Origin of the sequence: Micromonospora sp. NPDC005553, assembly GCF_042871765.1 — a bacterium.
Taxonomy (GTDB): Bacteria; Actinomycetota; Actinomycetes; order Mycobacteriales; family Micromonosporaceae; genus Micromonospora.
Genome location: NZ_JBIAJD010000007.1, coordinates 167,859 through 180,961, shown reverse-complemented (window position 1 = coordinate 180,961; position 13,103 = coordinate 167,859). Strand labels below are relative to the sequence as shown.

General features: G+C 73.8%; 13 protein-coding genes and 1 pseudogene. 9 read left to right on the top strand and 5 right to left on the bottom strand.

Annotated features, from left to right (window positions below):
* Nucleotides 1-36: 36 nt before the first annotated feature.
* A complete protein-coding gene (locus tag ACFYPG_RS27535) occupies nucleotides 37-792 on the bottom strand; it encodes an ABC transporter permease (RefSeq protein ID WP_355007641.1) in 756 nt (251 codons plus the stop codon).
* Nucleotides 789-1,544, bottom strand: a complete 756-nt coding sequence (locus tag ACFYPG_RS27530) for an ABC transporter ATP-binding protein (RefSeq protein ID WP_355007640.1) — start codon at nucleotides 1,542-1,544, stop codon at nucleotides 789-791. The genes ACFYPG_RS27535 and ACFYPG_RS27530 overlap by 4 nt, the downstream gene beginning before the upstream one ends.
* A gap of 597 nt (nucleotides 1,545-2,141) precedes the next feature.
* Here ACFYPG_RS27530 and ACFYPG_RS27525 point away from each other — a divergent pair.
* The 4 genes and pseudogenes from ACFYPG_RS27525 to ACFYPG_RS27510 all read left to right on the top strand — a co-directional run.
* Nucleotides 2,142-2,426: pseudogene (locus tag ACFYPG_RS27525) on the top strand (phosphoribosyl-AMP cyclohydrolase); the annotation flags it as partial.
* A 279-nt stretch (nucleotides 2,427-2,705) separates the two neighbouring features.
* A complete protein-coding gene (gene hisI, locus ACFYPG_RS27520; RefSeq protein WP_387354414.1) occupies nucleotides 2,706-3,140 on the top strand; it encodes a phosphoribosyl-AMP cyclohydrolase in 435 nt (144 codons plus the stop codon).
* Nucleotides 3,137-4,690 (top strand): anthranilate synthase component I, encoded by a 1,554-nt coding sequence (locus ACFYPG_RS27515; protein ID WP_387354324.1) that lies wholly within the window; start codon nucleotides 3,137-3,139, stop codon nucleotides 4,688-4,690. Before hisI ends, ACFYPG_RS27515 begins: the two co-directional genes overlap by 4 nt.
* A gap of 84 nt (nucleotides 4,691-4,774) precedes the next feature.
* Nucleotides 4,775-5,398, top strand: a complete 624-nt coding sequence (locus ACFYPG_RS27510; protein WP_387354323.1) for a Trp biosynthesis-associated membrane protein — start codon at nucleotides 4,775-4,777, stop codon at nucleotides 5,396-5,398.
* Nucleotides 5,399-5,484: 86 nt separating this feature from the next.
* Here ACFYPG_RS27510 and ACFYPG_RS27505 read toward each other — a convergent pair whose 3' ends face one another.
* Nucleotides 5,485-5,754, bottom strand: a complete 270-nt coding sequence (locus ACFYPG_RS27505) for a hypothetical protein (protein WP_355007637.1) — start codon at nucleotides 5,752-5,754, stop codon at nucleotides 5,485-5,487.
* A 486-nt stretch (nucleotides 5,755-6,240) separates the two neighbouring features.
* On the opposite strand from ACFYPG_RS27505, the gene trpC reads away from it, so the two are divergent.
* From trpC to trpA, 3 genes are read left to right on the top strand one after another with little or no spacing between them, the layout of a single operon-like run.
* Nucleotides 6,241-7,044, top strand: coding sequence for an indole-3-glycerol phosphate synthase TrpC (gene trpC, locus ACFYPG_RS27500; RefSeq protein WP_030334428.1), 804 nt, complete (start codon nucleotides 6,241-6,243; stop codon nucleotides 7,042-7,044).
* 38 nt (nucleotides 7,045-7,082) lie between these two features.
* On the top strand, nucleotides 7,083-8,321 hold the full coding sequence (gene trpB, locus ACFYPG_RS27495; protein WP_357196983.1) for a tryptophan synthase subunit beta: 1,239 nt from the start codon (nucleotides 7,083-7,085) through the stop codon (nucleotides 8,319-8,321).
* Between the two features lies 1 nt (nucleotide 8,322).
* The gene (trpA, locus tag ACFYPG_RS27490) at nucleotides 8,323-9,126 is read left to right on the top strand and encodes a tryptophan synthase subunit alpha (RefSeq protein ID WP_091407799.1); all 804 of its coding nucleotides are present in this window, start codon (nucleotides 8,323-8,325) and stop codon (nucleotides 9,124-9,126) included.
* A 21-nt stretch (nucleotides 9,127-9,147) separates the two neighbouring features.
* Here the strand turns inward: trpA and ACFYPG_RS27485 are convergent, their stop codons facing one another.
* Nucleotides 9,148-9,696, bottom strand: a complete 549-nt coding sequence (locus ACFYPG_RS27485) for an NUDIX hydrolase (RefSeq protein WP_387354322.1) — start codon at nucleotides 9,694-9,696, stop codon at nucleotides 9,148-9,150.
* A gap of 102 nt (nucleotides 9,697-9,798) precedes the next feature.
* Here ACFYPG_RS27485 and lgt point away from each other — a divergent pair, with 102 nt between their 5' ends.
* Nucleotides 9,799-10,977: a prolipoprotein diacylglyceryl transferase gene (gene lgt / locus ACFYPG_RS27480; protein WP_387354321.1), complete on the top strand. Its 1,179-nt coding sequence runs from the start codon at nucleotides 9,799-9,801 to the stop codon at nucleotides 10,975-10,977.
* A gap of 9 nt (nucleotides 10,978-10,986) precedes the next feature.
* A complete protein-coding gene (locus ACFYPG_RS27475) occupies nucleotides 10,987-12,174 on the top strand; it encodes an NAD(P)/FAD-dependent oxidoreductase (RefSeq protein ID WP_355007632.1) in 1,188 nt (395 codons plus the stop codon).
* Between the two features lie 36 nt (nucleotides 12,175-12,210).
* On the opposite strand, the gene ACFYPG_RS27470 is transcribed toward ACFYPG_RS27475, so the two are convergent.
* On the bottom strand, nucleotides 12,211-13,056 hold the full coding sequence (locus tag ACFYPG_RS27470; RefSeq protein ID WP_355007631.1) for a GNAT family N-acetyltransferase: 846 nt from the start codon (nucleotides 13,054-13,056) through the stop codon (nucleotides 12,211-12,213).
* Nucleotides 13,057-13,103 lie beyond the last annotated feature (47 nt).

The following is a 13,103-nucleotide window of genomic DNA, read 5'->3' as shown; positions in this document are numbered from 1 at the left end:
GCTGCCGCGCCGGCCGCCGCCCCCCGGCGCTGGCGGTCAGCCGCTGCGTCGGCGCAGGGTGGCCGCCGCGAGCACCAGCGCCAGCACCACCGCGCCGAGAACCACGGCGACGTCGCGCCACATCCGGCCGGTCGGTTCGGCGTGGGCGCCGACCTCCTGCAACGCCTCGATGGCGTACGACAGGGGGAAGGCGTCGCTGAGCGCCTGGAGCCAGCCGGCCATCTGGTCACGGGCCACGAACAGCCCGCAGAGCAGCAGTTGGGGGACCACCACGACTGGCAGGAACTGTACTGCTTGGAACTCGGTGCGCGCGAAGGCACTGCACAGCAGCCCGAGGGCGACGCCGAGCACGGCGTCGAGCACGGCGATCCCGATCACCAGCCCGATGCTGCCGGCGGTCTCCAGATCGAAGATCCAGTACGCCACCGCAGCGGCGACGGCGGCCTGCACGGCGGCGGCCAGCCCGAACGCGATGCCGTACCCGAAGAGCAGATCGAGCTTGCCCAGCGGCGTGGTGAGCAGCCGCTCCAGCGTGCCCGAGGTGCGTTCCCGCAACATCGCGATGCTGGTCACCAGAAACATGATCACGAAGGGGAAGATGCCGAGCATCACCAGCGCGATCCGGTCGAAGGTGGTGGGTTGGCCGGGCGGGGTCGGTTGGTCGGCGTACATGAAGTAGACCAGGGTGAGCAGGACGGCCGGCACCACCACGAGCAGCGCGATGGTCCGCCGGTCGTGCCGGAGCTGACGGAGGATGCGCCCGGTGGTGGCGGCGAGAATTCGCGCGTTCATGCTGTCTCCCGTGCGGCTGTCGCGTCGGTGCTGGTGGAGGCGGTCTCGCCGGCCCGGATGAGCCGCAGGAACGCCTCGTCGAGGTCGTCCACACCGGCGGCGGCGCGGATCGCGGCGGGGCTGTCGTCGGCGATCAACCGCCCCTGGCGGATCAGCAGCAGTTGGTCGCAGCGTGCCGCCTCGTCCATCACGTGGCTGGACACCAGCAGGGTGGTGCCGGCGGCGGCCATCGCGTGAAACCGGGCCCACAGATCGGCCCGCAGCACCGGGTCCTGGCCGACGGTCGGCTCGTCGAGGATGACCAGCTCCGGCTCCCCGACCAGGGCACACGCCAGCGAGGCTCGGCTGCGTTGACCACCGGAGAGGGTGGCGACCAGTTGACCGGCGGCCTCGGTCAGCCCGACGTCGCTGATCGCCCGGTCGGCCTCGGCGCGCCCCCGCCCGTACAGGGCCGCGAAGTAGCGGGCGTTCTCCCGGACGGTCAGGTCGGCGTAGACGCTGGGCGCCTGGGTCAGGTAGCCCACCCGGTGCCGCAGCGCGGGGGTGCCCGCCGGTTGACCGAGCACGGTGACCGTCCCGCCACCGACCAGCTGCACCCCGACCACCGCGCGCATGAACGTGGTCTTGCCACTGCCGCTGGGGCCGAGCAGTCCGGTGACCGCGCCGCGCGGGACCCGGCAGCTGATGCCGTCCAGCACCCGCCGCCCACCCCGGTCCACGACCAGGTCTCGGACGGCTATCGCATCGTCCATCGCACACCTCCGCAGAAACTCATCACCTGTTGAACTCAACGCTAGATGAAATACCGTGCCGGGCGCAACGCCCGCAGTGGTGTCGGGCGGGGCGACCGTCGCGCGGAGCGCGAGAACGGGCAGTAGGCTCCGGACCGGACACGAAGTCCGCCAACGGGCATTGCGCGCCGATCGGACGTACGGCACGATGGCGCGGTGGGTCACGCTCCGTTACCGGATAGCGGTTTTCTTGAGGATTGGGCCGCGCGGTTGCGGCAGGCCGCCGAGCGGCCGGTGGTCGGCATCCTGTTGCGCGGCAGCCACGCCCGCCGCGCCGCCACCGCGCACAGCGACGTCGACCTCGACGTCTTGGTCGGCGGTGCCCCGTACGCGGCCCGCCGGGCCTACCTGGACGAGTCCGCAGGCCAGGTCACTCACGTATCGGTGGCCGCCCGGGACATCCGGTCCTGGGTGCACCGTCTGGGCGAACCGGCCGACTGGGCCTTCGGGCTGCCGGTCACCGCGCCGGCGCGGCTGCTCTGGGCCGACCCGCACTGGCGGCCCCGGATCGACCTGCCGGTGCTCTGCCAGCCCGCCGAGCCGCCCCGACTGGAAGAGATGATCGCCACGCTGGGTAAGGCCGCCGCCGCCCGCGCGGCCAGCGACCGTCTCGGGGTCCGGCTCGCCGTCGCCGACCTGGCGCGGCTCTGCCCCTCGGTGCTGCGGCCGGCCAACCCGTCCGTGCGGGTCCACTCCCGCCGGGCGGCCTTCGCGGCGGCCCTGGAACTGCCGGTGGCACCACCCGGCTACCGGACGGACATGGTGCTCTGCCTCGGGCTGCGCCCGGGCGCGACCGGGCAGCTCTGGGCCGCCGCCGTACGGCTGGTCGCCGGCACGCTGCCGTTGATCAGGCCGTACGCCGAGGAGATCGCCGACACGGCCGGCGCGGACCTGGCCGCCGCCCTGGTCGACGGCCGGCTGGACCGCTACGTCGCCCAGCTGGCCCGGCCAGCCGGGCCCTCGTCGCAGTCCGGACCCCTGTCGCAGTCCGGGCTCTCGTCGCAGTCCGGGCTCTCGTCGGAGCCTCGGCCCTCGTCGCAGCCATGGCTCTCGGGGCCTCCGCCGCAGCCGTGGCGGGAGTGGTCGGCGGTGCCCGCGCCGCGTGCGGGAGAATTGGTGACTGTGCCCGTACCTGATCCGCCGGTGACCGGCGTTCCCAGCGATCCGAACGAGCTGGCCGCGCCCGCGACGGCGCGCCCGTCCCGGCTCGACCCGGCCATCGCCGCCCAGTTGCGCCGCACCGCCGACGGTCTGGTCGCCGCCGTGGTGCGCGCGCACGACTCCGGTGAGGTGCTGATGGTCGCCTGGATGGACGACGAGGCGTTGCATCGCACCCTCACCACCGGCCGGGCCACCTACTGGTCGCGCAGCCGCCGCGAATACTGGGTCAAGGGCGCCACCTCCGGGCACCACCAGTACGTGCGGTCGGTCGCCCTGGACTGCGACGGGGACGCGCTGCTGGTGAGCGTGGACCAGGTCGGCGCGGCCTGCCACACCGGCCACCGGACCTGCTTCTTCACCGAGCTGCCCGTCGCTACTCCGGAGGCACTGCCATGACCGACGGCACCGTCAGCCCCGACCTGGCCACCTTCACCGAGCTGGCCGCCGACTGGCGGGTGGTGCCGGTCACCCGGCGGCTGCTGGCCGACGCGGAGACCCCGGTCGGGGTCTACCGGAAGTTGGCCGGTGGACCGGGAACGTTCCTGTTGGAATCGGCCGAGCAGGGTGTCGGCTCGGCCGGCATGGCCTGGTCGCGGTACTCGTTCATCGGCGTACGCAGCAGCGCGACCCTGATCGCGCGCGACGGCGTGGCGACCTGGCTGGGCCAGCCGCCGGCCGGCCTGAGCACCGAGGGTGACCCGGTGCGGATGCTGCGCGAGACGGTGGCGGCGCTGGCCGGCCCGGTCGGGGACCCGTCCGACGGTCTGCCGCCGCTGACCGGGGGCATGGTCGGCTACCTCGGCTACGACCTGATCCGGCGCTTCGAGCGGTTGCCCGAGCTGACCGAGGACGACCTGGGCGTCCCGGAGCTGGGCATGATGCTCGCCACCGACCTGGTGGTGCTCGACCACTACGACGGCTCCGCGATCCTGGTCGCCAACGCGGTGCTGCCGCCGTTGGACGCACCGGACCGCGCCCCGCAGGTCGCCGCCGCCTATCACCACGCGGTGGGCCGGTTGGATGCGATGACCACGGCGCTGTCCCGGCCCATTCCGCCGATGATCTCCACGGTCGAGCGTCCGCCGGCCGGCGAGGTGCTCTGTCGTACGCCCGACGGCGGCTACCCGAAGGCGGTGGACGCGGCCAAGGAGGCGATCAGGGCCGGTGAGTGCTTCCAGATCGTGCTCTCCCAGCGCTTCGAGCGGACGACCCACGCCGACCCGCTGGACGTCTACCGGGTGCTGCGCACCAGCAACCCCAGCCCGTACATGTACCTGCTGCGCTTCGACGGGTTCGACATCGTCGGCTCGTCCCCGGAGGCGCACCTGAAGGTCACCGGGGCCGCGGACGGGCAACGCCGGGCGTTGTTGCACCCGATCGCCGGCACCAGGCCGCGGGGCGGCACCCCCGCCGCCGACGCCGCCCTCGCCGCCGAGCTGCTCGCCGACCCGAAGGAACGAGCCGAGCACGTGATGCTTGTCGACCTCGGCCGCAACGACCTGGGTCGGGTCTGTCAGCCCGGCAGCGTGGAGGTGCCCGAGTTCGCCACCATCGAGCGTTACAGCCACGTGATGCACATCGTCTCCACCGTCACCGGCACGCTGCGTGACGACCAGAGCGCCTTCGACGCGTTGGCCGCGACCTTCCCGGCCGGCACGCTCTCCGGGGCGCCCAAGGTGCGCGCCATGGAGATCATCGAGGAGTTGGAGCCGGTCCGTCGTGGCCTCTACGGCGGCACCGTCGGCTACTTCGGCTTCGGCGGCGACCTGGACATGGCGATCGCCATCCGGACCGCGCTCATCCGCGACGGCCGCGCCTACGTCCAGGCCGGGGCGGGGGTGGTCGCCGACTCGGACCCGGCCGCCGAGGACCAGGAGACGCGGAACAAGGCGGCGGCCGTGCTGGCCGCGATCGCAGCCGCCGAAACCCTCCGGCCGGCTCGGTGAGCGCGAGGAGTTCGGCGCAGCGTTGCCCCGCAGTCGCTGACGAAGGACCAGCACGGTGAGCGCGAGGAGCGCGGCGGCGCAGCGGTGCCTGGCGGTCGCGGACGATGGGATGAGCTCGTGAGCGGCGGGGAGCGGTCCGTCGTGGGCCGGCGCGCGTTGACGTACGCCGTGCTGCTCTGCCTGGCCGGCGCGGGCCTGGCGCTGTGGGCCGCGACGCGCGGTTGGTCGGTCGAGCTGACGGTACGTCCGGCGCCGCTGCCGCCGGTGCGTGACACCCGCAGCGGTGCGAGCCTGCTGCCCTGGCTACCGGCGTTGGCCCTGGTGACCCTGGCCGGGGGTGGCGCGGTGCTGGCCACCAGGGGTCGCCTGCGTCGGGTGCTCGGGGCGCTGCTCGGCGTACTCGGTCTGGCTGTGGCGGCCGGCGGCGGGTACGGGCTGGTGGCCGACGTGAGCGGCGCTGTGAGCCGGCAGTGGCCGGCGCTGTGCCTGCTCGGCGGCCTGTTGGCCGCCGGCGGAGGCTGGTGGACGGCGGTGCGTGGCGGTGACTGGCCGGCGATGGGCGCCCGGTACGAGCGTCCGGCGCGGAGCGCGCCGCAGGACGCGCCGGCGCAGAGCGACCCGACCGGGCCGCCGACGCCGTTGGCGGGGCGTCGGACCACCGAGGCGTGGGACGCGCTGGACCGGGGCGAGGATCCGACGGCCGACTGACGCGGTGCGCCCGCTGATCGCGGTGGCCCGCTGCTCGACTGGCCCGGTGGTCGCGACGCGCGGCTGACGCGCAGGCCGGAGGGTTGTCAGCCGACCGGCTGGCGCTCCCACTGGGTGCGGCTACTGGCGACGCGGGCGGCGGTCAGCTCTTCGACCAGGCGGTTGAGTTCGGCACGCTGGTCGGCGCGGGCCCGGTCGGCGCAGACCGCCTCCCAGGCGTTGCCCCGTGCTGTCCGCATCCGTCCCTCGCCCACCACGGCCCGTTCCACGGTGTGCACCACGCCGACGGCGAGCGATGCCACCGTCCGCGAGATCGTGGTCAGTCCGATGGTCGGGTGCGGCTCGGAAATGCTCATGATCACCTCGCGCGAGGAGTTGCGACGGTCGGGGCAGGCGCGCCATCGAGTCTGCCTGAGGGCGATGCTCGCCCGTCGACGTTTCGCCGCGGTGACCACCCGGTCAACTGTCTCGCCTCGGCCGTGACCAGGGCCGTCCGGCAAACCTTGAGCTTGCTCACAACATCGACGGGCGTCGTTGCTGTCGCGCGCCGAGCGGTAACTGATGGCATGATCGATGGACCGGCCCGGTCTGACCGCGGCCGCCAGGCTCCATACCGCGTGGCGGTGATCGATACCGGAGGTGGCGCTGCGTGACAACCCCTTCACGGCAAGTCGGCCATTATGCCGCAGCCCTTTTCGTGAGCAGCGCCATACCCCCGGCATTCGGCGTCGGTCGGCTGCCCCTAGCATCGGCCCATGACGCCCGGAGAGGGGAGTCCGTTCGTGACTGCTGAGCATGCGCACGCGGAGGGGGACGAGGCCGGCCAGGCAGCGTCCGTAAGCGTGCTCGACGAGATTCTGGCCGGCGTGCGTGAAGACGTCGCCCGACGCCAGGAGCAGGTTCCGCTGGAGCGGATCCGTGAACTGGCAGCGGCGGCGCCGCCGCCCATGGACGCGTACGCGGCGCTGCGCAAGCCCGGCGTGGCCGTGATCGCCGAGGTGAAGCGTTCGTCGCCGTCCAAGGGCCGGCTGGCCGAGATCGCCGATCCGGCCGACCTCGCCGTCGACTACGCGGCCGGTGGGGCGCGGGCGATCAGCGTGCTGACCGAGGGGCGCTGGTTCGGCGGTTCGCTGGACGACCTGGCGGCCGTCCGTGCGGCGGTCACCGTGCCGGTGCTGCGTAAGGACTTCGTGGTCTCCAGCTATCAGATCCACGAGGCCCGCGCGCACGGCGCCGACCTGGTTCTGCTGATCGTCGCCGCACTCGAGCAGAACGTCCTGATGGGCCTGCTGGAGCGGATCGAGTCGCTGGGCATGACCGCTCTGGTCGAGGTGCACGACGAGGAAGAGGCCGACCGCGCGTTGGAGGCCGGCGCGCAGGTGATCGGGGTCAACGCCCGTGACCTGCGTACCCTGGAGGTCGACAGGTCGGTGTTCGAGCGGATCGCGCCCGGCCTGCCCAGCAGCGTCGTCAAGATCGCCGAATCCGGCGTTCGTGGCCCGCACGACCTGATCCGGTACGCCTCCGCGGGCGCCGACGCGGTCCTCGTGGGCGAGGGCCTGGTCACCCAGAAGAGCCCCCGCGAGGCGGTCGCCGAGTTGGTCAACGCCGGCAACCACCCGGCAACGCCCCGGCCGGTGCGCTGACCCCGCGCCGGGCTGACGTCCCACCGAGAGGATTCCCGATGAGCGCCGACGCGCTGGCCCCGGTGGCCGGCCCGCAGCCCGACTCCGCCGGCCACTTCGGCCGCTTCGGCGGTCGGTTCGTTCCCGAGGCCCTGGTGGCCGCGTTGGACGAGCTCGACGGGGCGTGGCGTACGGCGATGGAGGACGAGTCCTTCCGGGCGGAGTTCGGCGCGCTGTTGCGCGACTACGCCGGCACGCCTTCGCTGCTCTACGAAGCCCGGCGGTTCTCCGCGAAGGTCGGCGCGCGGGTGCTGCTCAAGCGCGAGGACCTCAACCACACGGGTGCGCACAAGGTGCGCAACGTGCTCGGCCAGGCGCTGCTCACCAAGCGGATGGGCAAGACCCGGGTGATCGCGGAGACCGGCGCCGGTCAGCACGGTGTCGCCACCGCGACCGCCGCCGCCCTGTTCGACCTCGAGTGTGTGGTCTACATGGGCGAGGTCGACACCGAGCGGCAGGCGCTCAACGTGGCCCGGATGCGGATGCTCGGCGCGACAGTCGTCCCGGTCACCAACGGCTCGCGCACCCTCAAGGACGCGATGAACGAGGCGATGCGCGACTGGGTGGCGAACGTCGACGAGACGCACTACCTGATCGGCACCGCCGCGGGCCCGCACCCGTTCCCGGCGATGGTGCGCGACTTCGTCCGGGGCATCGGAGACGAGGCCCGTCAGCAGTGCCTGGACCTCACCGGCGGGTTGCCGGACGCCGTCACCGCCTGCGTCGGCGGCGGCTCCAACGCGCTGGGCATCTTCCACGCGTTCGTGGGCGACGAGGCCGTTCGGCTGTACGGCTTCGAAGCCGGTGGCGACGGGGTGGCCACCGGCCGGCATGCGGCGAGCATCACCGGCGGGTCGGCCGGGGTGCTGCACGGCACCCGTACCTTCGTGCTCCAGGACGCCGACGGGCAGACCCTGGAGTCGCACTCGATCTCCGCCGGCCTGGACTACCCGGGCGTCGGCCCCGAGCACGCGTGGCTGCACGACACCGGCCGGGCGAACTACCTGCCGGTCACCGACGACGAGGCGATGGCCGCGTTCGAGCTGCTCTGCCGTACCGAGGGCATCATCCCGGCGATCGAGAGCGCGCACGCGCTCGCCGGCACCGTCGCGCTGGCTCCGAAGCTCGCCGCGGAGCTGGGCCGGGAGCCCACCATCGTGGTCAACCTCTCCGGGCGGGGCGACAAGGACGTGCACACCGCCGGCGACTACTTCGGCATCCTCGACAAGGAGCGGTGAGATGAGCCGGATCGGGGTGGCCTTCGACAAGGCCCGCGCCGACGGACGGGCACTGCTGGTCGGCTGCATGCCGGCCGGTTTCCCCACCGTCGAGGGCAGCATCGCCGCGATGACCGCCATGGTCGAGGCCGGCGTCGACGTGATCGAGGTGGAGATCCCCTACTCGGACCCGGTGATGGACGGGCCGGTGATCCAGCGGGCCAGCGACATCGCGCTGGCCGGTGGCGTACGCACCGCGGACACGATGCGCATCATCGAGGCGGTGGCGGCCACCGGCGCCCCAGTGGTCACCATGACCTACTGGAACCCGGTCGAGCGGTACGGCGTGGACGTCTTCGCCCGTGACCTGGCCTCCGCCGGCGGCACCGGCCTGATCACCCCGGACCTCATCCCTGACGAGGCCGACGAGTGGCTGGCCGCCTCGGACGCCCACGGGCTGGACCGCACGTTCCTGGTCTCGCCGTCGTCCACCGACGCTCGGCTGGCGATGACGGTGCAGCACTGCCGCGGCTTCGTCTACGCGACCGCCGTGATGGGGGTGACCGGCGCCCGGGCGCGTACCTCCGACGCCGCCCCGACGCTGGTCTCCCGGGCCCGCGCGGTCACCGACCTGCCGATCGGCGTCGGCCTGGGTGTGGGTACCGGCGCGCAGGCCGGCACCGTCGCTGGTTACGCCGATGGGGTGATCGTGGGCAGCGCGCTGGTCCGGTGTGTGCTTGACGCGCCCACCGAGGCCGACGGGCTGGCCGCGCTTCGCACGCTCAGCGCCGAACTCGCCGAGGGCGTCCGTAACCCCACCCGCTGAGCCCGCGTAGCCCAGCCCGGCTCAACCCGGCCCGGCGCACCGCGTGTCCTGGTCGGCCGTCGGCCGGCCGTCCCCGGCTGGGCGGGCCGCCGGCAGCGACGCGGTGGCGACGGTGCCGGGCGCACAGTCGATGTCGCGGAGTACGCCGAAGCGGCCGGCGGTCGCGTCGGTGACGGCGGCTCGGGTGAGCGGGGTGACCACCTCGGGCAGCGCGTCGGGGGAGTGCCAGGACAGTCGGCAGCCCGGCGGTGGGTCGGCGGCGGGTCGGACCCCGGCCGCGCGGGCCCGGAAGACGTGCACGAGGACGTCCGGCAGCGGGCCGGCGCGTCCGGCGGCGGCCTCGCCCGAAGGGCGGCTCACCTGGTAGATGCCGACCAGGCCGGTCAGCTCGATGTCCCAGCCGGTCTCCGCGCGAATGTCCCGTAGCGCCGCCCGTACCGGGCTCTCGGCCGGGCGCAGCCGCCCACCGGGCAACGCGCGGCGGCGGTCCCCCCGACCCTGCTGGCAGAGCAGCACCCGACCGGTGTCGTCGGTGACGACCGCGGCGACCGCCCAGGTGAGCGCGCTCATGGACAAAGAGCCTACGGTGGCGCAAACCAGAAGTCACCGGGATGCGCCCTCCAGCGGCCCGGGGTGCCGCTGCGGGGGTGTGCAGCGGTAGCGTGTGCACCCGTGACCCTCGCCTCGCTCTCCCCCCAGGCGGCCCTGCCCAGCCCCAGCACCGCGGTCTGGCAGCTCGGGCCGGTGCCGATCCGGGCCTACGCGCTCTGCATCATCGCCGGCATCGTGCTGGCCTGCTGGGTGACGGAGCGCCGGCTGCGGCAGCGCGGCGTCGCGCCCGGCGCGGTGCTCGACATCGCCGTCTGGGCGGTGCCCGCCGGCATCATCGGCGCCCGGATCTACCACGTGATCACCTCACCCGAGAAATATTTCGGGGCCGGTGGCGACCCGATGAAGGCGTTCGCCATCTGGGAGGGCGGTCTCGGCATCTGGGGCGCAGTCGCCGGTGGCGCGGTCGGTGCCTGGATCGCGGCCCGACAGCTCGGCATTCCGTTCGGCGTGGTGGCTGACGCTCTGGCCCCCGGGCTGCCGCTGGCCCAGGCCGTCGGCCGGCTCGGCAACTGGTTCAACAACGAGCTCTTCGGTGGCCGGACGACAGTGCCGTGGGGCCTGGAGATCCACCGAATGGACCCGGACAACCCCGGGCACGCCCTCCGCGACGACGCCGGGCAGCCGATCCTCGAACCGGGCCTCTACCAGCCGACCTTCCTCTACGAGGCGCTGTGGAACCTCGGCGTCGTGGCTCTGGTCCTCGTCCTCGACCGCCGGCTGAAGCTGGGCCGGGGCCGGGCGTTCGCGCTCTACGTGATGGGTTACACCGTCGGCCGGTTCTGGATCGAGCTGATGCGCACCGACGAGGCCAACCAGATCTTCGGCGTCCGGCTCAACGTCTGGACCGCCGCACTGGTCTTCCTCGGCGCCCTGATCTACTTCGTACGGGTGCGTGGCCCTCGGGACTACCTGATCCCACTCGGCCCGGCGGGGACGACGACCCCGCCCCCCACGTCCGACCTGTCCCAGGTCGACCTCTCCGAGCGGGAGACCCCCACGCGGGCCGCCGCGCCGGAGGGCTACCGGGTGGTGAGCGAGGAGCAGTACGCGGCCTGGCAGGACACCGGCGTCGTACCGCCGGCGGACGACGACTCCGGGCCGGATGACGGCGAGCCGTCCGGCGACGCGGTCGCCGACGACGTCGCGCCGAGCGACGGCGAGCCGGCGGACGCGCCGTCCGCCGTTCGCACCGACCGGGCCGACGCCACTGGCGCGCGTCCCGCCGACCGGGACAGCTGAGCGGCACCGATGCGAAGCGCGGTGGTGGTCGGCGCAGGGGTCGGTGGCCTCGCGGTGGCCGGCGCGCTGGCGCGTTCCGGCTGGCAGGTCACAGTGTTGGAACGCGCCGAACGGGTCCGGCCCGAGCCGACCGCTGTGGTGCTCTGGCCCAACGGTGTCCGCGCGCTCCAGGCCCTCGGCCTCGGCGCCGGCCTGGCCGCCATCGCCACCCCGTTGCCCGACGGTGGGGTCCGTCGCCCGGACGGGCACTGGCTCGTGCAGCCCCGGCCCGTTCCGGCCGACCGGATGCCGGTCGTGGTGCACCGGGAGGATCTGCACGACGCGCTGATCGCCGGCCTCGGCGAGCGGGTCGAGTTGCGGACCGGTGTGACGGTTCGCCACGTCCGGGTCGAGCCGGGCGAGCGGCCGGGCGTCAGCGACGGGCGGCACACCATCGAGGCCGATCTGGTGGTGGCCGCCGACGGCACTGACAGCGGCATCCGTCGCCAACTCGCGCCCGAGTCCCGGGTGGTCAGCTCCGGATGCGCCGCCTGGCGGGCGGTCATCCCCTGGTACCAGGCACCTCGGCTCCCCGACGATCAGCCGTTGGCCGGCGAGATTCTCGGCGCGGGTTACCGGTTCGTGGCCGCGTCGCTGGGCGAGCGGGGCTCCTCGGGCGGGTCCACCCGGGGCGGCATCTACTGGGTGGCCACCGCCGCCGGCGCGCCCCGCCCGGAACCACCGGAGACCCAGCTCGCCCTCCTGCGCCGCTGGTACGCGGGTTGGCCCGCGCCGGTCGGCGCGCTGCTCGACGCCACGAACCCGGCCGACCTGGTCCAACAGGAGGTTCGCGAGCTGCGCCCGCTGCCCCGGGCGTACGGCTTTCCGGTCGGGCCCGGTGGGGTGGTGCTGCTCGGCGACGCGGCGCACGCCATGCCGCCGCACCTCGGGCAGGGCGCCTGCCTCGCGTTCGAGGATGCCGCGACGCTCGCGTCGCTGCTGCGGGAGGCTCGGCTGCCCGACGCCGTCCAGACGTACGACCGGGTGCGCCGCCCCCGGGCCGCGACAGTGGTCCGGCAGACCCGGCGGATGTCGGCGGTGCTCCAGACCCGGGGCCGGTTGGCGCTGCGCGCCCGGGACGCCGCACTGGGCACGATCAACTCCCGACTGCTCTCCAGCGCCGCCGCCTCCGCCGCCCAGTGGCGCCCACCGACCTGACCTCGGCCGCGACGCAGGTCGGTGGAGCGGGGCAGCTCAGGGGATGAGGGCGGCGGGTTCGGCGATGCAGGCGGTGCCGATTCGGCGGAAGCCGACCCGCAGGTAGACCCGCGCGATCTCCTCGCTGCCCGCGGAGAGAAAGACCAGCTCGGTGCCGGCGGCGAGGAGTTCCCGGGCCAGGGTGGCGGTGAGCGCGGCGCCCAGCCCGCGTCGTCGGGCGGACGGCAGGGTGGCCACCCCGGCGACCTCCGCGACGTCGTCCACCCGCATCGCCATGCCGCTGGCCAGCGCGCCCTCGGTCGGCGTGCCGGCCAGCGCGGAGATCCGTCGCCCGTCGGCGATCCGGACGCGCTCCTCCTCGAGTGCGGCCAGTTCGAGTTCGGTGACGGCGGCGTCGCGTTCGGCCGGACCCGCCTCGCCGGGAGCGGTGCCGGCGGCGGCGAACGCCACCGCTGCCACGGCACGCCGTGCGGCGACATCGGCGGCAAAACCGGGGGAGTCAGCGGCCAGCACCCGCACCGCCGCGTCGGAGAGCGTCGCCGGGTCGGGCAGCGCGCTCGGGTCGAGCACCATCAGCGGCGCCTCCAGCACGCTGAGCCCCGCCGAGCGGGCCACCGCCAGCAGCTCCGGGGTCGTCTCGTGCACCCACTCGAAGGCCTCCGGCAGGCCCAGCTTCCGCTGGCGCTCGCGGACCGAGACCACGTCGGCCAGCGACGGCGGCTCGGTGGCGTCGATCCGGGGGCGGGCATAGAACGGCCAACCGGCGCCTTCGCGGACGAACAGCACCAACGCGCCATGCTCCTCCGCACCGGCGACGTCGCGGGGCACCGCGTCGTAGAAGCGTTCCAACCGGTCGAAGACGTGCCTGTGTCGCGGATCCACCGCGCGAGACTACACGTCCCAGCCTGTGGACGGTGTGATCAATCTCG

Excerpts from the sequence above, each read along its gene's own strand:
- trpB (WP_357196983.1), top strand. The coding sequence starts at position 7,083 with ATGAGCGCCGACGCGCTGGCCCCGGTGGCCGGCCCGCAGCCCGACTCC.
- ACFYPG_RS27515 (WP_387354324.1), top strand. The coding sequence starts at position 3,137 with ATGACCGACGGCACCGTCAGCCCCGACCTGGCCACCTTCACCGAGCTG.
- ACFYPG_RS27535 (WP_355007641.1), bottom strand. The coding sequence starts at position 792 with ATGAACGCGCGAATTCTCGCCGCCACCACCGGGCGCATCCTCCGTCAG.
- trpA (WP_091407799.1), top strand. The coding sequence starts at position 8,323 with ATGAGCCGGATCGGGGTGGCCTTCGACAAGGCCCGCGCCGACGGACGG.
- ACFYPG_RS27505 (WP_355007637.1), bottom strand. The coding sequence starts at position 5,754 with ATGAGCATTTCCGAGCCGCACCCGACCATCGGACTGACCACGATCTCG.
- ACFYPG_RS27530 (WP_355007640.1), bottom strand. The coding sequence starts at position 1,544 with ATGGACGATGCGATAGCCGTCCGAGACCTGGTCGTGGACCGGGGTGGG.
- ACFYPG_RS27475 (WP_355007632.1), top strand. The coding sequence starts at position 10,987 with ATGCGAAGCGCGGTGGTGGTCGGCGCAGGGGTCGGTGGCCTCGCGGTG.
- ACFYPG_RS27485 (WP_387354322.1), bottom strand. The coding sequence starts at position 9,696 with ATGAGCGCGCTCACCTGGGCGGTCGCCGCGGTCGTCACCGACGACACC.